Raw genomic sequence first — 21,543 nt, forward strand, 5'->3', positions numbered from 1 at the left:
CTATTGTGGCCCAAGCTCTGCAGCAAGTTCGTGAACGCTTGAGCGAATATCATTGAACATCCCAAAATTAACGCGGTTTGCGACGACGAAAATACCGAGTTTACGGTTGGGTGAAAGTACAACATAAGTCATAAAGCCGCCGAGGCCTCCGCTCTTACCCAGAAGCATAGGTGTACCGTTGCGCGGCATCGTTACAACCCAGCCGAGGCCCATTCCTTCCCCGCCGGTCACTTCCGTGCCAACGACACGTTCGAGGCCGTCATAAGGTAACCACATTGTATGGTCGAGCGTGTGTGCTTCCATTGTTGCAGCGGTTGGATTGAGATGCCATTGCATCCACTTCACCATGTCATCGGCCGTCGAATAAACACCGGCACTGGCATACATGATGTCTGGTACGATGTTGTTCGGATCATTCTTGTTGAATGGATCAAGGCCAACCATCATGCGCTTTTTCTGCTCGTCGTTCAGCGCTGTTGTTGTGTCAGCCATGCTCGCAGCTTCAAATACTCTACTCTTCAGCAGATCGGCAAAGCTGCTATTGCCTGCTTTGGCGAGTGCATCCCCCATAAGTCCATAACCGAAATTGGAATAGAGCGTGGTCGTGCCGGGCACGTAAGCAGGTGCATTTGATCCGATCCATTTCCAGTAATAGTCGCGATTAAAGGCATCAAACGGATTGTCGGAAGGTTTCGCGCTCGGATCTGCAAGCTCGCGTGGCAAGCCTGCAGAGTGCGTGGCAAGATCAAGTAATGTAATTGGTCGACCCGTCTGCTTGACGCTTGCGCCATCTGGAGAGTACTTCGCGAGCGGGTCTGTCAGCTTCAATTTACCATCGGCTGCCAGCGAGGTAAGCACATCGGTTGCAAACACCTTCGAGATAGAACCCAATCGAAATATCGATTTCCCGTTTGGCTCCGTATCGTTGCCGGGCACGGTCTCGCCAAAACCTTGAACGATACTTTCGTCGCCGCGAACCACTGCGATGGTGAGTGCTGGCGCGCCGGAATTGAGGAACAGTGCCATGCCGGTCATGGAGACGGCGTCCTTTAAAGCGAGGTCCTCAGCACTGGATTGCTGGGTCGCCATGACGACCAAACTGCTCGATATCAGCAAAGCGCGGATAAGGCTTGAAGTGCGATAGTCAAACGATTGGCTCGAACGCATGTTGATCTCCTGTTCACAAACTGGCGTCGCTATTTTGATGCCGCAAGCATTGAAAACAAGCCTTGTCCCGAGCAATAACAGAAGGATGAATCAACCTGCCCGTTGGATGAGTGGTCTTTGTGTTTTGAATGTTGAATGATCAGGTTGTATTACACGCCGAGGCGTTCACGCAGTGGCTTTCTATAAACCCGCGACACAGGCCACGCCTGTTGGATTGCACGCATTTTGATCAACCATTTATCCGGCTTGCTGCGATCAACATCCGAGACATGCAGAACGTTTACGAAGGCCGTGCGATGCACTCGGAAGAAGAGGCTTTCCGGCAATATGCTCATCCATATGCCAAGTGCGCGTGAATCAAGCACCATTGAACCATCGCTGAGCCAGATTTCACTGTAGTTTCCTGCAGACCGCACGCCGACGATGGTTTCAGGGCCGACACCACGCACAACGCCGCGTTTTCTCAGATAAACAAGTGCTGCTGTCTCGTCGGTGATTTCCGGTTCCGGCATGTGGTTTTCGCGTGGGGCATAACGCGCCTGCGCAATAAGTCTTGCGCAATGAAACATGGCCTTTACCTCTGAGCCGGACCAGTTCTGGTATTCATGCGTGGTATCGAAGCCGATGATCCCGCGCAAACGCTCGTTATGAAAGATCGGGATGCTGAGGATGCTCTTATTGCCCTGGCGAATGAACTCGACCTGTATCGCCCGTGCTGCGCGCGGGAGATTATGCACATTGTTGACCGCGACAGCACTGCCCGCTGCAAGATAACGATGCAGCCACGCTATCAGTGTTGTGGGTGTTTCCTGAAGCTCTTCTAGATAAGAGGTTGTTTCAACGCGGCACCATTCATGCGTATTGCGAAAACGCAGGAGATCTTGTCCATATTCGATCATCCAGGCTCGATCTGCACCGGATACATCGCCAACAAAGCGAAGAAACTCGGCTATCGCAGTGTCGATAGGGAGTTTCAGAAGATCCATCGCACAGGCAAAGGGCCAGTCCAGAGCTGACGCGTCTGCGCAGTCTGCTTCCGAATAGATACGGTAAGACTCACCGATACTGTCCAAACTTGGCCCCGAAGTTTGTTTGTGTTGCCTGGTGTTCTGATTGTTGCCACCTTTTTGCACGCAGGACTGTGCTGAGGTGATCTATGGATAGGCTTGGTATTATCCATCTTTTGACAATAATATCCAGAATTTTGGCTGCAATTTTTATGAAAAATTCCTTTTATTACTGAAAATAGACTTATCGTTACATATTTAGGCTTTTCTCTATTTTAAGTTGCATGGCGTATTTCTCAATTTGGCTATCGGCTGTGAATTTTCGAATTCAACACTTGCGAATGTGAATATTAATGTAATAACATTACAAATATTGGTTTTGACCATGTCCCAATTTTGAAAGAATGCCTGAGCTTATGAGTGACGCCTGCCTGACTTTTCGCGATCTGACGCTTGGCTATAACACCCACCCGGCGGTTCACCATCTCAGCGGTGCAATCCAAACTGGCTCACTGACTGCGATTGTCGGCGCTAATGGCTGCGGGAAATCGACCTTGATGAAGGGCATTGCCGGTATTCTTCGCCCCATGGCGGGAAGCTGCATTGTCCAGGAAGGAAAGAGCATTGCTTACCTGCCGCAGCAATCGGAACTGGACCGTTCCTTCCCCGCACGCGTTATTGATCTGGTAGGGCTTGGTTTGTGGCCCAGGCGTGGGCTTTTGGGCCGTCGTACTGCCGATGACCGCAAGGCTCTGGCTGATGCGCTGATTGCGGTGGGGCTCAAGGGCTTCGAAAACCGCTCGCTTGATAGTCTGTCTGGGGGGCAGTTGCAGCGTACACTTTTTGCGCGTGTTCTGGTTCAGAATGCTGATCTGATTTTGCTGGATGAACCATTCAATGCAGTCGATGAAAAGACGGTCGCTGATCTGATAGAGCTTATCAGGGCGTGGCATCGTGAAAAGCGCACGGTGCTGGTGGTCGCGCATGATCTCGATCTGGTGCGTGAACATTTTCCGGATGCATTGCTTCTGGCGCGCCGACCCGTTGCCTGGGGTAACACACGCGAAGTGCTGACATCAGAAAATCTGGTACGCGCCCGGCATTTCAACGAAGCATGGGATGAGACGGCGCATTGGTGCGATGTGGGGAACACCAAGCATGAGGAACATGCCGCTCTGTCGGGCAGGGAAGCCGCCTGATGTCAGCAATTCATGAATGGCTTATAAGCCCGTTTCTCGAATTTGCCTTTATGCAGCGTGCCTTGGCTGGTGCGATCATGCTCTCGATCAGCGCTTGCCCGGTAGGTGTCTATCTGATGCTGCGACGCATGAGCCTGACTGGTGATGCGATGTCCCATGCAATCCTGCCGGGTGCTGCTGCAGGCTTCTTGTTTTACGGACTGGAAATTGTCCCCATGACGATTGGCGGAATGATTGCAGGCGTCATCGTGGCACTTTCCGCAGGCGTCGTGTCCAGACTGACAATCCAGAAAGAAGATGCCTCCATGGCTGCTTTCTATCTGATTTCATTGGCGATTGGCGTGCTGCTCGTCTCCATGCGCGGATCGAGTGTTGATCTCATGCATGTTCTGTTTGGGACAGTATTGGCACTCAATAATGATGCGCTGGTTCTCATCGGATTGGCTGCGATTGTGACCTTATCCGCGCTGACAATTCTCTGGCGGGCATTGATCGCGGAGTGCCTTGATCCGCTGTTTCTGCGTTCGGTCTCGCGGTTGGGTTCTCCCGTGCATTTCATCTTTCTCGGGCTTGTGGTGTTTAATCTCGTTGCAGGTTTTCAGGCGCTGGGAACGCTGCTTTCGGTTGGGTTGATGATCCTTCCTGCTGCGGCAGCGCGGTTCTGGGCCAACCGGGTCGAGACAATGTGCATTCTGGCGACATTGTTCGGCTTGGCAGCGTCTCTGTTCGGTCTACTGTTGTCTTACCACCTCTCTCTGCCATCAGGACCGGCAATCATCCTGTCTGCCGGAGGACTTTATTTCGTGTCGGTGATTGCTGGAACGCGCGGGCTTTTGCTCACGAGGCGAACCCGGCGCGCGCATAGAATAGCTTAATTGAAAGAAGGACGAACCAAATGATGAGGCAATGGAAACTTGCCCTTGCGACCAGTATTGCGGTCGCGTCAATCTGCCTCCCAGCCATGGCTGCGGATAAGAAGCTGAATGTCATCGCAAGCTTCTCCATCCTTGGCGATATGGCGCAAAAGGTTGGCGGAGATCGCATTGAACTCCGCACACTGGTCGGTCCAAATGGTGATGCACATGTTTATGAGCCCAAGCCTTCGGACGCTATTGCCATGGCAAAAGCTGATGTCGTGCTGGTCAACGGGCTGCAGCTTGAGGGTTTTCTGTCCCGTCTCGTTGAGGCGAGCGAAACGAAAGCAGTCATCCTCGAAGCAACCAAGGGTGCGAATATATTGCGCGATCCGCATGGCGGTCACTACCACTATTACGGCACAAAGGCTGTGTTCCACGAAGCGCCCTTTGATCCGCACGCATGGCAGTCGGTCGGCAATGCCAAGGTCTATGTGCAGAACATTGCCGATGCCTTTTGTGCGGCAGATGCGAATGGTTGCGATACCTACAAGCAGAATGCATCTGCCTATAAAGCCGATCTCGACAAGCTGGATACCGAAATCAAGAATACGGTCGGGTCAATTCCGCAGGAAAAGCGCGTGGTTGTCGTCGCTCATAATGCGTTTCGGTATTTTGAGAATGACTATGGCATAAAGTTCCTGTCGCCACAGGGGGTCTCTACGGAATCTGAAGCGTCAGCTGCCGATGTTGCTGGCGTGGTTCGTGATATCAAACAAGATCACGCTTCAGCAGTTTTCGCAGAAAACATTGCCGACTCCCGGCTTGTCGAACAAATCGCATCTGAATCTGGGCTCAAGCTTGGTGGTGTTCTCTATTCGGATGCCCTGTCTGCCGCTGATGGTCCAGCCGCGACTTATATCGACATGATGCGGCACAATGCCGAAACCATTCGCAACGCAATCATCCCCCAATAAGCGCAGCTCATATCACTACGGCTGTGGCTTTGAATGTTATGTAATATCATTAAATAGGAGAGTTCTATGAAGAAGCTTATGCTGACAGCCTCGGCGATTGCCATGGCAGCGGTTTTGGCTGGCGGAAGCGCGAAAGCAGAGGATGACGTAACCGCATGGCGGCTCTTTGTCTCGGATCATGCAGAGCCTGTCGTCAACGTGATTGATGCGCTTGATGGCGACAAGCTTGCCAGCTTCAAGGTGAAAGGCCCGGCTTCGCTTTATCGCAGCGAAAGCGGTGAGACTGTTTATGCCGTACAGGGTGCTGACGGCACAGTTTCAGCGATTTCATCGGGAATTTCGTTCCACGATCACGGCGATCATGCAGATATCGATATCGATGATGCAAAGCTTCTGGACGTATCGCTGACGGGAACGAAGCCTGCGCATTTTGTCGAACGTCAGGGTAATATAGCTCAGTGGTTCGACGGTGAAGACCAGGCACGTTTTTTCACCGAAAAGGCCGTTGAAGATGGCAAGCTGGATGTGAAAACGGCCAGCGTTGGTGCTGCACACCATGGCGTTGCCGTTCCTTATGATAAATATGCCGTCGTCACGATCCCAAATCCGGACGATGCATCCAAGCGTCCGATCGGTGCGCGAATTGTTGACTTTGATGGGAATAAGGTTGGTGAAGACGTTGCTTGCCCCGGCTTGCACGGTTCTGCCGGATCGGGAAGCATTTATGCTCTTGCCTGTGATACCGGCCTGTTGCTGATCTCGCAGGACGGCGAAAAGCCTGTCATCAAGCATCTTCCTTATGATCCATCGCTGCCTAAAGCCAGCGCTTCAACTTTGATCGGCGGCAAGGGTCTGCAGTATTTCGCGGGCAACTACGGACCTGACAGTATCGTTTTGGTTGATCCATCTGAAGCGGATGGTGGTTTCCGTCTCGTGCAATTGCCGACCCGTCGCGTGCATTTTGCTGTCGATCCGGTGCGCCCAAAGTTTGCCTATGTCTTCACGGAGGACGGCCAGCTGCACCAGATCGATATTCTGAAGGGTGAAATCATTCATTCCATCAAGTTGACCGAGCCTTACTCGATGGATGGTCACTGGAGCGATCCGCGTCCGCGCATCGCCGTCGCGGGAGACAACGTTGTGGTGAGCGATCCTCTCCAGAGCAAGCTGCACCTCGTCAATGCTGTTTCATTTGAAAAGGCTGGCGATATCAAGGTTGAGGGCAAGCCTTTTAATATCGTTGCGGTTGGTGGTTCCGGCAAGGTCCATGAAGGCGAAGAAGGCCATAACCACGAGGGACACAAGCACGAGGAACACAAGCACACAGAACATAAACACGACTGATAGTTTTACCTATCTCCGTCCGTCGTGAACTTGGCCCGGCCTTAATGGTCGGGCTCTTTTTTAGTAATTGATAGTGACGATTACCGTGTCCGTATAAGTGCCTGAAGTGGGCGTTGTTTGTGGTGCAACGCGGCCATAAATAGTAACATTTTGCACTGCCCCTGTTCCTGTGCCGGGAACGATCTGGTTTGCAGCGCTGCCCCATGCCACGGTGCGGGCAGCATTTGAGTAAAGTCCATAGATGATCGCATTTGACCCAAGTGTCATTCTGCGCTGTGTAGGCTGAGCATTGCTCAGGCCACCACTCAAAGCAATACTGTATGGCAGTCCAAGTGTGCAGTTGATGGTCAGGGTGCCCGTTGCATCGACGTTGTTGAGGAGATTACTCTGTGAGCCGAAATTGATGTTTGTTGCGGAAACGGTGCAGGAGCGGTTGATGTTTGCCTGAACGGTAAAGGTTGGTTGAATAGGGTTGTCTACAACCGTCGAGCAGTCAGGTGCTCCCAACAGATAGCGAACATAGTTTACGCGCGCTTGCCCACCAGCAAATGTTGATAGGTAAGTCCCTGCGAGTTTCGATGCCTGCGAGCCCAGAATACGACCATAAATCGTGCGGGTTGCCGTTCCCGGACCCAGAATAGGAGCGACAACATCAATTGGAGGTACTGTTCCCAAAGTCGTGTTTGTCGATGAGCCCCACGGGATCGTGCGGTTCGCATCCTGATAAAATTGGTAAGTCAAATTATTAGTGCCATTCAACATCAGGCGATTGCCGCCAGAACTTCCGCCGCTACCGGCGTCAAGGTTTGGGCACAAGCGCATAAGAAGGGCGAGATTGAGTGAACTCGTGCAGGTGACACTCAATGTTGCTGTTGTGTCCACCGCAGCACCTGACTGGAGATTGACGGTGCCGAAATTCATGTCGGTGATGCTGGCCGTACAAGTTTGAGCGAGCGCTACACTCATACCTGTCAGGCTCAGGAATATCGTGGCAATGATCGTCAGAAATTGTTTTCTCATTGGTCTTTCCGGCACACGGCATCAGGTATTGTGGTGCGTCCGCTTGTAGTTGCAGGGGCATTGAATGTGACGGTGCAGTTTTCACCGTTTGATTGCTGTACGCTAAGCGTATTGGAACTGGCGGCATTCTCGATATAGACCTGTCCCTCATAGCCAACGATTGTATCCTCGCTACCGTTGAGCTTAGCTGAAGCGCCTGTTTCAATATATTCGCCTGCCTCGTCACGGACGGTCACAAGAACCGGCGTGTTCTCGGCAGAGACATTGAAATCAACGACCGCGCCACTTCTATCACTTGGACGAACGACCTGGCGGGTTGTTTCAACGCTGGCATCGAGCGGCAGGTTCGAGGGGTCGATAGAGATGGCATTAGCCTCATAAGAACGGAGATCCGTCACCAGGAACTTACCGCGCTTGTCAGTTTTTCCAATGGGGCGATTTTCATAAAACACCTCGACATCCGGTGCGCCAACATCTACCACGCTGAAGGCATCATCGACGCGGTTAGATAAGAACACGCCGCCTCCGGCCGCAATAATCGAGCCTTCAAACTGCGCGTTGGCCCGGACATTATCGTTATATTTTTCGACGCCTGCTTCCGCGCGGCCAATGGCGCTGCGGTAACTTCCGCTCGCCGCCACGATGTCGTTCTGACCATAGGAACCTCGCACGCGCCAGCCTGTGCTTCCAACGACTGGTTGTTCTGATTTCATCAGCTCTGCAGTGACACTGGTGCCTTTATCGTCTGATGATATGCCGCTTGAGGCTGTGATGTTGCCGTCCAATGTCCATGACAGGCCCGCAAAGACACCAAATGATCCTTTGCGTTCCAGATCCGTGAAGGTTGATAAAAAGACGTTGCCTTTCTCCCTGATCCCCTTCGTTGCCGTCATGCTGAGGATGCGGGATTTGTCAAAGTCGGCTGTTTCAAGCTGCGCATAGGAAAAATTGAGGTTCATATTTTCAAATATCGGCGGCAGGGAAACCGACGCCTGATCAAGCGATCGCGGAGGTTTGGCACTATAGATTGTTGATGGAAGTCCGAACTTTGCGATATCGGCGGTGACGGAAGCGATATCGTTGAAGTCACCGAAAGTCCGCTGTGTTCTCGCAAAAAACTTGATGTCCCAGAGTTCGGCTTCAAGACTGGCCGCAACCTGATAGCCTGTCTCGTCCCCAAAACGGCTGGCAGATGCAGCTACGGAGCCAATGCCGAAAGTGCCGATATTGAAGACGCCACCTGCGCCTCCATTGTAAAAGTCTTCGGCACCTTCGACATGGGCTTCGAGGGTCAGTTGATTGGTGAGACCATAGCGCAGCGTCGCTGAACCCACGGGCCTTTCATCGTAATCGTTTGACTCAACGCCGTAATAGCGACGCGCAAAGCCGATTTCAGCGGAGAAATCTGCTAGTCCTTTCGCCAGAAGATCGGACGACGCATAGAACGGGGTTTCGGAAACCGTTTCGCGGCCGAGTGCGTCGCGCACAACCAGCCGCGCCATGCCTGAGCCGGTCACAATCGGCAGATTGGTAATGGAGAATGGACCGGACGGCACCGAGCGTGACGCGCGCTGGGCATTGTCGACATAGACATCGACAGTTGATGGAACTGCTGCCGAACCTGAAAGCTCGGGCAAAGGCATCGTCACCAGATCAGGGCGAAGATTAAAATTGCGGCGTATCTGTATGCCACCGAGACGGGTAGGGCGGGTCCAGGAAAGACCGCCGGAGATGATGTCACCAACATTATAGGTCATCAGGCGATCTGGATCGGAGTAAGACCACCGCGTATCAAGGCGCGTCGTACCGAAGTTTTCCGCATCTGACGAGCTTAGAATTTGAGATGAGGTGAGAATGCCGTAAGGCCCGAACAATCGGCCTTCAAGCAAGCTGGAAACACCCTGAAATGATGTGAGGTCGTCCCATTTCGGGCCGCCAGTCGAGCCATAGATGGTGTAGTTGACCAACCCTCCCATATTGCTGGTTATGACAGGCTTTTCCTCCTCTTCTGTGGGCGGAACGTCGTCAGCCTGCGCGTCGATCACGCGCGCCGCACGGCTTCCCTCCACTGCGTCAAAACTCACAGTCTGGTTTTCTTCATCATAAGTCGCCACCACACCGGGTAGCCGACCTATATCAACCCAGCCATCCTCTCTTATTGCTTCTTTCGCAGGCTTGATGCCCACATTCTTCAGTTGCTCTGGCTCGATCAAAAGGAGCCCATCGGGTGTTTGACGAAAGGCAGCAATCAACTCACTAGGCGAACCATTCACGAAGACTTCAAGTTGCAGCTCCAGAAATTCGCTGTCAGAATGATTTAATTCCGCCAACGGGGGTGGCAAATCCTGAGCCGCAGCCTTCGGAAAGGCTGAGAAGATCGTCAGACAGGCAATCGTCAGAACAGCAAGGTCAACCGCCCCTAGCGTTCGCTTGAGCATTAAACGGGCCAGCTTCGCTTTGTGCCGAGATTATCAGCGAGCCACCACCTCGATTGCCACCTGTTCCCGGTATGAACCAGGAAGCGCTGGAATTACCCAGGACGTATCCGACAAGTCCCTTTTGCTGTGCGACTGATGCGCCGCCTTTGCTTTTTACAGCCAGATCGGAAACGCGCAGCCGTTTGTCGCCGGTATTGCGTGCTGTTACCTGATAGCCGCCTGACTTTGGCTGTGCGCTCCAGGCTACAGCAGCGCCGGAATTTTCCGGCGGCGAGAAAAATACCGGAATGGAATGCCGAACGACGAAGGTAACGGTTCCGGATTTCTTTCTGGAAGCACTTGGCAGTTCATCGACAATCAAACGATAGCTTTCTTCGGCCTTGACGGGGCGCTTGGATGTACGCACCACGCGAACCATATTTTCACCGCCCGGTTTGAGCTGTGAAATTGGCGGGCTTACTGCGACATCGGTGGCCGGGGTATAGGTGTCAACGCCGTTGCTCTGGCTCCATTTGAAGATTCTTACCTGCACGCTGATTGGGCGTTTCGCATCATTGGATATACGTACGCTCGATGCTGCCGTCGGCGCGCTAAGATCGACAAGCACCGGTGAAACACGCAACGATACGCTTTGCGAAAACGCAGGAGTTACGTGCAGACCGGCAAGTAATGCCGCCGCTAACACTAGACTACGCATGATATTTTTCCTTTATGCTCAGTACGTGATCGTCGCCGTTACCGTATCGGTATAGACGCCCGGCGCGGGGGTGTTCTGAGGTGGCACACGGCCATAGACAGTGAACTGTTGCGGTGCGCCGGTGCCAGTTCCCGCGAGTGTGTTGGTGCCGACAGTTGTGCCCCAGACAGTGTCTCTCGCAGCTGTCCTATAAAGAGAATACGTAACTGTTGCGCCGCCAGTGCCTGTCATAAGGCGATTGGTAACTGTTGCGCCTGAGCCGCCGCTGCCAGCACTGAGTGCCAGATTAAAGGGCGTGGTGTTTGTGCATTGCACTGTAACAAGGCTGGTCGCATCGGTGTTCGTCGTGAGCACCCCATGAGAGCCAAAATCCATGTTGGTCGCTGAATTGATCTGGCAGGCGCCAGCAATCGTTATCTGCACTGTAAACTGCGCAGTTGTTGTCTGAGCAAAGACGATTGACGGAGATAGAACTGCCGCCGCCAAAGAAGCTACAAGCGTACTAAACTTAATACACATATTCCCTCCTGTATGCCGAAAACAGACTGATATCAGCCGTCCTCCGATGTTGTTCGCATCACAAGTATATGTATCTATTTCACTTCACTGATTTGGAATTCTATGGGTATTCCAAATTCATATCAATGTTCATTTGGTGGAATTGTTAGAAAATTTTATATAGCAATCATGCTGGTGAATATTGGTGCAGTTTTCGTTAAAATCATTAGCTTTTGCAGTTTTTATTCAACTTAAAATGTCAAAATTAAACAATAAAAATCGATATTGTACTATTTATAGATGTTCATATTGACTTGTATTTTCGTTTGCAGGGTTGTCTTCACGTAAAGAAAAGAAATTTTGTCATGTGCTGATCGGGCATCTGATTCCCTTTACTTGCAGTGGATTGTGAACGCTGATGTCATCTGACTGTCACGCAGGCGGAATAGAAGCGCGCAAACCATTCAGATAGCACGCTTATGTTACATGAAACCAAAATACACGCGGATGTAGCTGTAAAGGCAGAGGGTTTAAGCCTCGCCTATGGCAGCAATACGATTCTCAAGAACATTGATCTGGCACTGCCAAAAGGCCAGACGCTTGCTCTGCTTGGCCCGTCAGGATGTGGGAAGACAACTCTTCTGCGTCTCGTAGCCGGTTTGCTTGCGCCGACCAGGGGTTCTGTAACGATCAATGGTGTGCAGGTTGCTGATGCGGCGAGCGGTCGTTTTGCGCCGCCTGAAAAGCGTCACCTCGGCATGGTGTTTCAGGACTACGCACTCTGGCCGCACATGTCGGTCTATGGAAATGTTTCGTTTCCGCTCGAAATGCGTGGTGTCGGGCGTGCCGAGCGCGAAGCGCGTGTGAAATCTGCACTCGACCGCGTTGGTCTTACTGGCTTCGGCGATCGCTCAATCAGCGATATGTCTGGTGGCCAGCAACAGCGCGTGGCGATTGCGCGTGCAATCGTTGCCGAGCCGGGCCTCGTATTGTTTGACGAGCCCCTCTCCAATCTTGATCGTGAATTGCGCGAAAACATGGTCAGCGAAATCGGCCAGCTCGTCGCCAATCTTGGTCTTACCGCAATTTATGTGACGCATGATCAAAGCGAGGCTTTCTCGCTGGCGCATCAGGTTGCAATTATGCGGGCGGGCGTTATCGAACAGCTTGCAGCACCCGAAATGCTTGTTGCTCAGCCGTCTACGCCAGCAGTTGCGGATTTTCTGCGGCTTGGCTGTGTGATGCCTGTTGAACGCGCAAATGCCGGCTATCGCATAGCGCAAACTGAAATCCACCTGTCGCACCATGCCGCGCCCGCGAAGGCGACACATGTGCTGTTGCCGTCACGCTCGGTTCGCAGTGTCGAAATGAATGACGCATCTATTCCGGCCACTGTTCTGCGCACGCAGTTCCGCGGTGATGGGCATCTCACAACAGTCCGCATCGGTTCGCAGCATGAAGGTCACGAACTGACCTATCTCGACAGCGCTCGTCATTCTCCGGGTGTTCCGGTGGGCATTGCAATCGATGCGGAACAGCTTCGCTGGTTCGCCTAATAACTCTTTCATCTCAGGCACATCTCAGGAGAGATTAATGAAGAAGTCCCTTTTCGGTGCAGGCATGGCATTCGCAGCCGCTTGGCTCGCAAGCACTGCCGCTTTTGCCGACATCACCGTTTATTCGGCTGGTCCTGGCAAGCTGATTGAAGGTCTGGCCGCTGGCTTCACGGCCAAGACCGGCACGAAGGTTAATGTCTTTCAGGCAACCACCGGCAAGGTCATGGCTCGTATCGAAGCTGAAGCTGCCAACCCTGTTGTCGACGTTCTGATTTCGGCTTCTTGGGACACAGCAACCGATTTTGCCAAGCGCGACTGGCTCGTGGCTTACACCAGCCCGAATGCTGAAAAAGTTCCTGATTTTCTGAAGAACGAAACCGCTGTTGCACAGGGCGTTTCGGCGCTCGGTATCGTATGGAACCCGAACAGCAAGACGCCAAAGCCGACCGAATGGGCTGATCTTGCCAAGCCGGAATACAAGGATCTGGTGAACCTGCCGGATCCATCGCAGTCGGGCGCAACTTTCGAACTCGTTGCAGCTTTGCAGGCGGAGCAGGGCTGGGACCTGTTCAAGCATCTGCATGAAAACGGCGCGGTTGCTGCCGGTGCCAATGCAGAAGCGCTGAACCCTGTGCTTCAGGGCGCGAAAGCCGCTGTTTTCGGCGCTGTCGATTACATCTCGCTCGCAGGCAAGGCTAAGGGTGAAGCCATTGACGTTATCTTCCCAACATCGGGCACCGTCATTGCGCCGCGTCCGGCCATGATCCTCAACTGGTCGAAAAATCAGGAGGAAGCCAAGCAGTTCATCGATTACATGCTTTCCGATGAAGGCCAGGAAATGGTTGCAAAGGCCTATCTGATGCCTGCACGTTCGGACGTTGCTGCAAACCGTCCTCTGATCAGCGATCTCAAAATTCTGAAGATCGATGCTGAGGCTGTTTATGGCAAGCGCAACGAAACGCTGAAGGAATTCAACGCGATCTTCGGCGCGAAGAAGTAATGAACGGGCGGCTCTCCTCACTTGTTGAGGAGAGCCGCTTCATTTTGTTTTGTTTTTAAACGCTGTCCTTTCCAGGGCGGCGGGAATACCACAGAGGCAATCATGAGTGCTAAGACCGCTACCGCTGCAAATCCGCTTGGGCTTGTGGCCGTCATCGGCCTTGCCATTGTCGTCGCGGTTCCGTTTATTTTCATTGTTTTGCAGGCCATTTTTCCGCAGATCGGGCAGGGCGTGTTCAGCGCACCTTTTGTGCATTTGCCTGCATTGTTTGAAGATCCAAAGCTTCTGCGCATGACCGGCAACACCATTTTGCTCGGTGTCAGCGTCGTCGTGCTGTCGGCTATCATCGCAGTGCCGCTCGCCGTGTTCCGGGCGCTTTATAAAGTGCCGTTTGCGCTGGTCTGGGACGTGCTGATGCTCGTGCCCTTCATGATCCCGCCCTATATTGCGACGCTTGGCTGGATCATGACTTTGCAGCCGCGCGGTTATCTCGATCAGCTTGCTGGCTTCAACCTCGCACCGTTTCTGTTTTCGCTTGGCGGTATGACATTCGCGATGGCGCTCAACACGTTTCCGCTGGTCTATTTCGCGGTGTCGCGCACGATTGAAGCGGTTGGCGCACGCTATTCCGATGTGGGCCGTGTGTTTGGCGCGTCGCCGTGGCGTTCGTTCTTCCGCATCACGCTGCCGTTGGCAACACCGGGACTTGCAGCAAGCTTGTTGCTCGTATTCGCTTCGGCAATCGAGGAATACGGCACACCAGCTGCACTTGGAAGTCGTTCGGGCTTCGACGTGCTGGTAACGGAAATCGACCTGCGCATTTCTGACTGGCCGATTGATCTTTCGGGTGCAGCTGTGTTCTCGCTGGCACTGGTGTTGCTATCGCTCGCGGCTTTCATGCTTCAACGCTGGATTTTGACGCGCCGTTCTTATGTGACGACTGGCGGTAAACCGCAGAACAAAGACAAACGCGATCTCGGTGCGTTCAAGGTTCCTGTCATCATCCTGTTTGGTGTGGTTGCATTTGCTGCAACCGGCGTGCCGCTCCTTGCCATTCTCGCAACGGCCATGTCGAAGACCATTTCCGGCGGGCTGACGCTGTCCAATCTCGGTTTTGATAATTTTGCAGATATCGCTGACAACAGCGCGGGCGCTATGCGAGCGCTTACCAACAGTCTTTCATTGGGTGTCGCAAGTGCGCTTCTGACCGGTTTGCTGGGTGCTATCGCTGCCTATGCAGTTGTGAAAATGCGTTTCCGTGGGCGTTTCTGGCTCGATGTTCTAACCGTGCTGCCAAATTCGCTTCCCGGTGTTGTTGTTGCGGTCGGTCTTATCCTTGCGTGGAACCAGCCATCACTGCTCATTTCACCTTACAATACGCCGCTCATTCTGTTGCTTGCCTATTGCTGTATCTTGCTGCCGCAGCCAATCCGTTATGCAACGGCGGCGTTTCATCAGATTGGTGATAATCTCGAAGCTGCGGCGCGTGTCTGTGGAGCAAGCAGTTTTACGACTTTCCGCCGCATCATGCTGCCGCTGATCGCACCAAGCCTGATTACCGCGATGCTGCTGGTCTTTGCGGTGGCAACGCGTGAGCTGGTTGCTTCCATTCTGGTGGCGCCTGTCGGTATGCAGACGATCTCCATCTTTATCTGGCGTCAGTTTGAACAGGGATCAATTGGACTTGGCATGGCCATGGCGTTCATTGCGATCCTGTTGACGACACTGCTGCCGCTTCTGCTTATGGGACTGCTCAAGCGCACAGGTTTGGTGAAAACCTAAAGCGGTTCTTGTGGAAGCCGAATTTCCAGAACCGCTTTTTTTCTTTCGTTTTCGCATTATCCAACGCAAAACCGCTTCGCACTTTTGCTGGAAATGCTCTGCCTGTCGACAAATTGCGTACAGAGATTTATCCTTTCAGCGTGTCACAGAGTCCGTGGCGGGCTGAAAGGAATAAGCAATGTCTCTCACCACCCAATATCCAAGCATTTCCAATGATGAGCGGCTGGAGCGTATCGACGTATTGCGTCGTCGTCTTCGCGAAACAAACATTGGTGCCTTGCTGCTTGGGTCGACCGAGAGCCTGCTTTATTACACGGGCCTTGTCTGGCATTCGAGCGAGCGTCTGCTTGGTGCAGTGATTACGCAAAGCGAGATTGTCTATATCGTTCCGGGTTTTGAGCAGAGCCGTGTGGAAAGCCTACCGCATTTGGCTGGCGAAATCCGCATCTGGCAGGAAGAGCAAAACAGTGCAGCCCTCGTTGCCTCACTGCTGAAAGCCGGTGAAACGCTCGCCGTTGACGATGCTGTACCGCTCTTTGTTTACAACGCATTGCGTGGACAAATTGGCGCCGACCGTCTTGTGGATGCTGGCCCGATCATTCGTGAACAGCGTATCGTCAAGTCGCAGACCGAAATCGACATTATCAAATATGCCATGGGTCTGACGCTCGAAGTGCATCGCCGCGCGCATCAGTTTATTCGTCCGGGCATAGCCGCCTCCGATGTCGTGCGCTTTATCGACGAGCAGCATCGTGAACTGGGCGCTGGCGGCGGCTCGACCTTCTGTATCGTTTCCTTTGGCGAGGCCACCTCTCTGCCTCATGGCGCGGATGGCGAACAGTTCTATAAAAATGGCGATGTTATTCTAGTGGATACCGGTTGCCGGATCGATGGTTATCATTCCGATCTGACCCGCACCTATATGCTGGATGTGCCGACAGCCGATTTTGAACGCATCTGGACGATTGAACGGCAGGCGCAGCAAGCCGTGTTCGATGCTGCGAAGATTGGTGCTGCCTGTTCCAGTCTCGATGATGCCGCCCGCGCCGTGCTGGTCAAGCATGGGTTGGGGCCAGATTATCAGCTCCCCGGTCTTCCGCATCGTGCGGGGCACGGTCTGGGACTGGAAATCCATGAAGCACCTTATATTGTTCGTGGTAATCAGCTGCCGCTTCAACCGGGTATGTGCTTCTCAAATGAACCGATGATCGTCGTGCCGGGACAGTTTGGCGTGCGTCTGGAAGATCATATTTACATGAGCGCTGAAGGCGCGCAGTGGTTTACGCAGCCCGCCAAGGGACCAACCGAACCATTTGCGTGATTTTTGTTTGTCGCATTATCCTACGCAAAACCGCTACGCACTTTTGCTGGAAATGCTTTAAAGGAGATGCCGATGACGGAAAGCGATACAAACGCCATCCCTGAACGCAAGCGCGGTTCTGGCGGGAAAATGGTCTATGACCTGCTGCGCGATGAAATCCTCGATCTGGTGCTGCCTCCCGGCAGCCCGATCGACGAGGTACAGCTTGCAGAGCGGTTCAAAATGTCCCGTACGCCAATCCGTGAGGCTTTGGTGCGGCTGGCAGGCGAGGGCCTAATCGATACCCTGCCAAATCGCTCGACCATGGTGTCGAACATCGATTTCCTCAACATGCATACCTATTTCGACGCGCTGACTTTGATGTATCGCGTCACGACCCAGCTTGCAGCCAGGAACCATCGCCAGGAAGATCTGGATATCATCGCGTTGCATCAGTCCGAGTTCACCAAGGCTGTGGAAGCACAGGATGCGCTTTTGATGATTGCGACCAATGCGGAACTTCATCTTGCAATTGCAGAGGCTGGGCGCAATCCCTATTTCACCAGCCTTTTCAAACGTTTACTAGATGAAGGTCGGCGTATTCTGCGACTTTATTATCAGTCCTATAATGATCAGTTGCCCCGCCGTTTTGTGGAGGAGCATGAAGAAATGATCGCCGCAATCGCTGCACGGGACATGAAACTGGCCGAACAGTTGGCTCATGAACATGCAGAGCAGATCGTGCGTCAGGTTCAGAAACTGGTGATGCGCGATGACCGTCTGGAAATAAGTTTGTAGCCCCACATAATTTCTGTCGACAAATAAAATACAAACTGATATATCAGTTATAGAGGCTGACAGGCGGCATCGCGTCGCCAGCGCTTCAGTCACTCTGGTATTGTTTTGTTGCATTTTCCGATCCACGTCGCTTCGCGAATGACGGAAATGCTCTGAGAGGAGTTTTAGATGGCTGCCAATATCTTTTCCGGCGTGATTCCGGCTCTGATGACCCCTTGCAAGGATGATCGCACACCCGATTATGATGCGCTGGTGCGCAAGGGTAAGGAACTGATCGCCGCTGGTATGTCGGCTGTCGTTTATTGTGGTTCGATGGGCGACTGGCCGCTCCTCACCGATGAACAGCGCATGGAAGGCGTTGCTCGCCTGACCGCTGCAGGTATTCCTGTTATCGTTGGAACCGGCGCTGTGAACACAGCTGTTGCCGCAGCGCATGCAGCACACGCGCAGAAGGTTGGCGCCAAGGGCCTCATGGTCATCCCGCGCGTTCTGTCGCGTGGTTCGGTGATTGCAGCGCAGAAAGCGCATTTCAAGGCGATCCTGTCGGCTGCACCTGATCTGCCAGCTGTTATCTACAACAGCCCTTATTATGGCTTTGCCACTCGCGCGGATCTGTTCTTCGCTTTGCGCGCAGAGCATCCGAACCTCGTTGGCTTCAAGGAATTTGGCGGCCCTGCCGACATGCGTTATGCAGCCGAAAACATCACCAGTCGCGATGATGATGTCACGCTGATGATCGGTGTTGATACGGCTGTGTTCCACGGCTTCGTCAATTGCGGTGCAACCGGCGCCATCACCGGCATCGGCAATGTTCTGCCGAAGGAAGTCATTCAGATGTGCAAGCTGTCGCAGGCTGCAGCTGCGGGCGATGCTGATGCACGCCAGCGTGCGCTTGAACTCGAACAGGCGCTTGCTGTGCTTTCGTCCTTCGATGAAGGTCCGGACCTGGTGCTCTATTTCAAGCACATGATGGTTCTGAAGGGCGACAAGGAATACACGCTGCACTTCAACGAAACAGATGCTCTTTCCGACAGCCAGCGCGGCTATGTCGAAGCGCAGTTCAAGCTGTTCAACAGCTGGTATGCCGAGTGGAGCAAGCTCCCGGGTGCTGTTCAGAAATACGCGGCTTGAATATAGCCTGAAAGTAAAAAGCCCTCCTTTCGGAGGGCTTTTTTGTATTAGGAGATCGCATCCACCCCTTTTTCCAGCAGCAGATCAAGCTGATCGATTTCCGCTTTGGTAAGCTTGACGCCTTCGCTGTCAGATTCCGCGCGTGCCTTGAAGCGGCGTTGTGACGGCAGGCGCGCGCCCTGACCGACGATTGCCTCAAAGAATGCTTCCGCACGGGCAAATGGATCGCCGGGGCGGCCCTTGGCAAAGGCTTCCGGTGAAAATGCAATGATGAGTTCGCCATGCACTGGCGACAATGTGGTGGTGCCAAGGAAGTCGAGCACTTCGGGGCTGGTCAGGTCGCCGATCATGATGGCAGCAAGCAGTTCAACCATCGTGCTGATCGCGGAACCCTTATGTCCACCAAACGGCAGCATTGCTCCCGCAAGTGCTGTTTCCGGGTCAGTTGTTGGGTTGCCTTCCGCATCCAGCGCCCAGCCTTCCGGCAGTTGTTTGCCTGCGCGACGATGAAGTTCGATCTCGCCACGCGCCGCAACAGAGGTCGCAAAGTCAAAGACGTAAGGCGATGTTTCCTTGCGTGGCCAGCCAAAGGCAAAAGGATTGGTGCCGAGCAATGGCTTGTTGCCGCCGGTGGGTGCCACGGTTGCATAACTCGGGCACATGACGAGTGCGGCAAGGCCTTCGCTCGTCAGCGCTTCAACTTCAGGCCAGAGTGCCGAAAAATGCGTGCAGTCATTGATGACAAGCGCCGCGATACCGTTTCTACGCGTGCGTTCGGCAAGTGCTGGTACGCCCAGTTCGAAAGCCGGGTTTGCAAAGCCGAAATTCGCATTGACGCGCACGATGCTGGAGGCTTCGTCTTTCACGATTTCTGGAATTGCGTCTGCTTTTACCTTCCCGGCCTTGACTGTGCGAAGCGCACCCTCGATACGGTATATGCCGTGAGATTTGCAGTGATCGCGTTCACCCGCAACAATCACACGAGCGACGGCCGCAGCCTGTATAGCGTTCAACCCTGCTTTACGAAAAATCGCCTCTACGCGTTCGTGAAGCGTGGCAATGCTCAGGATGGTAGTCTCGCTCATCATGCGTCTTTCATGGCTGCGCCTGACGGGAGGGGCCCACAGGCAATTGATATCTGCGCACACACTGTATACAAACATCTGGGGTATACAATCATTAGGCAAGTGCAATTTAGATGCAGCCGGATACTGGCTTAATTGCACGTCGATTTCTACAGGAGGATGTACGAATGGCATTTACGCCCAAAGGAAAACACCTTGTTGCTGGCGAATGGCTCGACGGAGCCGGCACTTTTGAATCTTCACCAGCAAGTGGGCCTGCTCATTCGTTTGCAGTCGGTACAGTCGATCTGGTGAATCGCGCCTGCGAAGCAGCCGAAGACGCTTTCTGGTCTTACGGTTATTCGACCCGCGCCGAACGCGCTACTTTCCTGCGTGCAATCGCTGATGAAATTGAAGCACGTATTGCTGATATCGTTGTGATCGGTTCACAGGAAACCGGATTGCCCGAAGCGCGTCTTCAGGGCGAAACCGGCCGTACTACCGGCCAGCTGCGCCTGTTTGCTGACCATATCGAAAAAGGCGATTATCTTGATCGTCGTTTTGATGCAGCGCTTCCTGATCGTCAGCCAGCGCCACGTCCTGAAATTCGTCTGGTTCAGCGTCCAATTGGGCCTGTAGCGGTTTTCGGTGCATCTAACTTCCCAATGGCATTTTCGACTGCTGGTGGTGACACCGCGGCAGCCCTCGCTGCCGGTTGCCCTGTGGTTGTAAAGGGCCATTCAGCACATCCGGGAACGGGTGAAATCGTGGCACAGGCTGTTGAAGCCGCTATTGCCAAGACGGGCGTTCACCCGGGCGTGTTCTCGCTCATTCAGGGCGGACGCCGCGATGTCGGTCACGCGCTGGTTCAGAATCCAAACATCAAGGCTGTTGGATTCACCGGTTCGCTGGCTGGTGGCCGTGCATTGTTCGACCTTTGCGCAGCACGTCCTGAGCCAATTCCATTCTTTGGTGAGCTTGGTTCGGTCAATCCGATGTTCCTGCTGCCAGAAGCCATGAAAGCCCGTGCTGAAACGCTCGGACAGGGCTGGGCCGGTTCGCTGACCATGGGCGCAGGACAGTTCTGCACCAATCCTGGTATCGCAGTCGTTCTTGACGGAGCTGATGCAGATACCTTCACAACAGCTGCTGTCGAAGGTCTCAAGAAGGTTGCTCCGCAGACCATGCTGACCGACGGTATTGCGCAGGCATATCATGACGGCAAAGAGCGTTTTGAAACGCGCAACGCTGTTAAGCCACTGTATGAGACGGAGTCGTCAGGTCGTCAGGTTTCACCAAATCTGTTTGAGACCACCGGCGAACGCTTCCTGTCCGATCACGCGCTTGGTGAAGAAGTGTTCGGTCCTCTCGGACTTGTTGTCCGTGTGGGTTCGGTCGACGAGATGGAAAAGCTCGCGCGCGGCTTTGAAGGCCAGCTGACCACGACCATTCATATGGACGGTGGTGACATCGCCTCTGCACAGAAGCTGCTTCCAGTGCTGGAACGCAAGGCAGGTCGTGTTCTCGTCAATGGCTTCCCAACTGGCGTTGAAGTGGTCGACTCGATGGTTCATGGCGGACCATACCCGGCATCCACCAACTTTGGTGCAACCAGCGTTGGCACGATGTCGATCCGTCGCTTCCTGCGCCCGGTTTCCTATCAGAACTTCCCGAAGGAACTTCTGCCAGAAGACTTCGCGTAATCGCGTAA

At 53.5% G+C, this 21,543-nt stretch carries 18 protein-coding genes; 11 read left to right on the forward strand and 7 right to left on the reverse strand.

Annotation, left to right across the window (positions count from 1 at the left end; genetic code table 11):
• On the reverse strand, positions 1–1,167 hold the full coding sequence (gene ampH, locus RT142_RS14245; RefSeq protein WP_105519847.1) for a D-alanyl-D-alanine-carboxypeptidase/endopeptidase AmpH: 1,167 nt from the start codon (positions 1,165–1,167) through the stop codon (positions 1–3).
• A gap of 149 nt (positions 1,168–1,316) precedes the next feature.
• Entirely contained in the window at positions 1,317–2,240 is a 924-nt protein-coding gene (locus RT142_RS14250) for a GAF domain-containing DNA-binding protein (protein ID WP_105519846.1), read from the reverse strand.
• Positions 2,241–2,590: 350 nt separating this feature from the next.
• On the opposite strand from RT142_RS14250, the gene aztA reads away from it, so the two are divergent.
• The 4 genes from aztA to aztD all read left to right on the forward strand — a co-directional run bounded on the left by aztA (position 2,591) and on the right by aztD (position 6,548).
• Positions 2,591–3,373 (forward strand): zinc ABC transporter ATP-binding protein AztA, encoded by a 783-nt coding sequence (aztA, locus tag RT142_RS14255; protein WP_313029449.1) that lies wholly within the window; start codon positions 2,591–2,593, stop codon positions 3,371–3,373.
• Positions 3,373–4,248: a zinc ABC transporter permease AztB gene (gene aztB, locus RT142_RS14260; RefSeq protein ID WP_105519845.1), complete on the forward strand. Its 876-nt coding sequence runs from the start codon at positions 3,373–3,375 to the stop codon at positions 4,246–4,248. Before aztA ends, aztB begins: the two co-directional genes overlap by 1 nt.
• 20 nt (positions 4,249–4,268) lie before the next feature.
• Positions 4,269–5,204, forward strand: coding sequence for a zinc ABC transporter substrate-binding protein AztC (gene aztC, locus RT142_RS14265; RefSeq protein ID WP_007879949.1), 936 nt, complete (start codon positions 4,269–4,271; stop codon positions 5,202–5,204).
• Positions 5,205–5,270: 66 nt separating this feature from the next.
• Complete coding sequence (gene aztD, locus RT142_RS14270) at positions 5,271–6,548, forward strand: zinc metallochaperone AztD (protein WP_313029454.1); 1,278 nt, start codon at positions 5,271–5,273, stop codon at positions 6,546–6,548.
• 60 nt (positions 6,549–6,608) lie between these two features.
• On the opposite strand, the gene RT142_RS14275 is transcribed toward aztD, so the two are convergent.
• From RT142_RS14275 to RT142_RS14290, 4 genes are read right to left on the reverse strand one after another with little or no spacing between them, the layout of a single operon-like run.
• A complete protein-coding gene (locus RT142_RS14275; protein ID WP_113158988.1) occupies positions 6,609–7,568 on the reverse strand; it encodes a spore coat protein U domain-containing protein in 960 nt (319 codons plus the stop codon).
• A complete protein-coding gene (locus tag RT142_RS14280; protein ID WP_313029459.1) occupies positions 7,565–10,006 on the reverse strand; it encodes a fimbria/pilus outer membrane usher protein in 2,442 nt (813 codons plus the stop codon). The genes RT142_RS14275 and RT142_RS14280 overlap by 4 nt, the downstream gene beginning before the upstream one ends.
• Entirely contained in the window at positions 9,978–10,703 is a 726-nt protein-coding gene (locus tag RT142_RS14285; RefSeq protein ID WP_084479862.1) for a molecular chaperone, read from the reverse strand. The genes RT142_RS14280 and RT142_RS14285 overlap by 29 nt, the downstream gene beginning before the upstream one ends.
• A gap of 18 nt (positions 10,704–10,721) precedes the next feature.
• Complete coding sequence (locus tag RT142_RS14290) at positions 10,722–11,222, reverse strand: spore coat U domain-containing protein (protein ID WP_112813949.1); 501 nt, start codon at positions 11,220–11,222, stop codon at positions 10,722–10,724.
• 458 nt (positions 11,223–11,680) lie between these two features.
• On the opposite strand from RT142_RS14290, the gene RT142_RS14295 reads away from it, so the two are divergent.
• The 6 genes from RT142_RS14295 (at position 11,681) to RT142_RS14320 (ending at position 18,768) form a co-directional block, all read left to right on the forward strand.
• Entirely contained in the window at positions 11,681–12,757 is a 1,077-nt protein-coding gene (locus RT142_RS14295; protein WP_200638039.1) for an ABC transporter ATP-binding protein, read from the forward strand.
• Positions 12,758–12,794: 37 nt separating this feature from the next.
• Positions 12,795–13,757: an ABC transporter substrate-binding protein gene (locus tag RT142_RS14300; RefSeq protein WP_313029464.1), complete on the forward strand. Its 963-nt coding sequence runs from the start codon at positions 12,795–12,797 to the stop codon at positions 13,755–13,757.
• 102 nt (positions 13,758–13,859) lie between these two features.
• Complete coding sequence (locus RT142_RS14305) at positions 13,860–15,539, forward strand: ABC transporter permease (RefSeq protein WP_113158983.1); 1,680 nt, start codon at positions 13,860–13,862, stop codon at positions 15,537–15,539.
• Between the two features lie 178 nt (positions 15,540–15,717).
• A complete protein-coding gene (locus RT142_RS14310; RefSeq protein ID WP_313029468.1) occupies positions 15,718–16,860 on the forward strand; it encodes a Xaa-Pro peptidase family protein in 1,143 nt (380 codons plus the stop codon).
• 72 nt (positions 16,861–16,932) lie between these two features.
• A complete protein-coding gene (locus RT142_RS14315) occupies positions 16,933–17,637 on the forward strand; it encodes a GntR family transcriptional regulator (protein WP_409558582.1) in 705 nt (234 codons plus the stop codon).
• Positions 17,638–17,805: 168 nt separating this feature from the next.
• Positions 17,806–18,768 (forward strand): dihydrodipicolinate synthase family protein, encoded by a 963-nt coding sequence (locus RT142_RS14320; protein ID WP_007879926.1) that lies wholly within the window; start codon positions 17,806–17,808, stop codon positions 18,766–18,768.
• A 47-nt stretch (positions 18,769–18,815) separates the two neighbouring features.
• On the opposite strand, the gene RT142_RS14325 is transcribed toward RT142_RS14320, so the two are convergent.
• The gene (locus RT142_RS14325; RefSeq protein WP_113159062.1) at positions 18,816–19,853 is read right to left on the reverse strand and encodes an Ldh family oxidoreductase; all 1,038 of its coding nucleotides are present in this window, start codon (positions 19,851–19,853) and stop codon (positions 18,816–18,818) included.
• A 167-nt stretch (positions 19,854–20,020) separates the two neighbouring features.
• Between RT142_RS14325 and RT142_RS14330 the strand changes: the two genes are divergently transcribed.
• Positions 20,021–21,535, forward strand: a complete 1,515-nt coding sequence (locus tag RT142_RS14330; protein WP_094544735.1) for an aldehyde dehydrogenase (NADP(+)) — start codon at positions 20,021–20,023, stop codon at positions 21,533–21,535.
• The last annotated feature ends 8 nt before the right edge of the window (positions 21,536–21,543 follow it).

Source organism: Brucella sp. (assembly GCF_032066345.1).
Classification (GTDB): Bacteria; Pseudomonadota; Alphaproteobacteria; order Rhizobiales; family Rhizobiaceae; genus Brucella; species Brucella pseudogrignonensis.

Coding starts and splice junctions, on each gene's coding strand:
- ampH (WP_105519847.1), bottom strand. CDS start 1,167: ATGCGTTCGAGCCAATCGTTTGACTATCGCACTTCAAGCCTTATCCGC.
- aztA (WP_313029449.1), top strand. CDS start 2,591: ATGAGTGACGCCTGCCTGACTTTTCGCGATCTGACGCTTGGCTATAAC.
- aztB (WP_105519845.1), top strand. CDS start 3,373: ATGTCAGCAATTCATGAATGGCTTATAAGCCCGTTTCTCGAATTTGCC.
- aztC (WP_007879949.1), top strand. CDS start 4,269: ATGATGAGGCAATGGAAACTTGCCCTTGCGACCAGTATTGCGGTCGCG.
- aztD (WP_313029454.1), top strand. CDS start 5,271: ATGAAGAAGCTTATGCTGACAGCCTCGGCGATTGCCATGGCAGCGGTT.
- RT142_RS14275 (WP_113158988.1), bottom strand. CDS start 7,568: ATGAGAAAACAATTTCTGACGATCATTGCCACGATATTCCTGAGCCTG.
- RT142_RS14280 (WP_313029459.1), bottom strand. CDS start 10,006: ATGCTCAAGCGAACGCTAGGGGCGGTTGACCTTGCTGTTCTGACGATT.
- RT142_RS14285 (WP_084479862.1), bottom strand. CDS start 10,703: ATGCGTAGTCTAGTGTTAGCGGCGGCATTACTTGCCGGTCTGCACGTA.
- RT142_RS14290 (WP_112813949.1), bottom strand. CDS start 11,222: ATGTGTATTAAGTTTAGTACGCTTGTAGCTTCTTTGGCGGCGGCAGTT.
- RT142_RS14295 (WP_200638039.1), top strand. CDS start 11,681: ATGTTACATGAAACCAAAATACACGCGGATGTAGCTGTAAAGGCAGAG.
- RT142_RS14300 (WP_313029464.1), top strand. CDS start 12,795: ATGAAGAAGTCCCTTTTCGGTGCAGGCATGGCATTCGCAGCCGCTTGG.
- RT142_RS14305 (WP_113158983.1), top strand. CDS start 13,860: ATGAGTGCTAAGACCGCTACCGCTGCAAATCCGCTTGGGCTTGTGGCC.
- RT142_RS14310 (WP_313029468.1), top strand. CDS start 15,718: ATGTCTCTCACCACCCAATATCCAAGCATTTCCAATGATGAGCGGCTG.
- RT142_RS14315 (WP_409558582.1), top strand. CDS start 16,933: ATGACGGAAAGCGATACAAACGCCATCCCTGAACGCAAGCGCGGTTCT.
- RT142_RS14320 (WP_007879926.1), top strand. CDS start 17,806: ATGGCTGCCAATATCTTTTCCGGCGTGATTCCGGCTCTGATGACCCCT.
- RT142_RS14325 (WP_113159062.1), bottom strand. CDS start 19,853: ATGAGCGAGACTACCATCCTGAGCATTGCCACGCTTCACGAACGCGTA.
- RT142_RS14330 (WP_094544735.1), top strand. CDS start 20,021: ATGGCATTTACGCCCAAAGGAAAACACCTTGTTGCTGGCGAATGGCTC.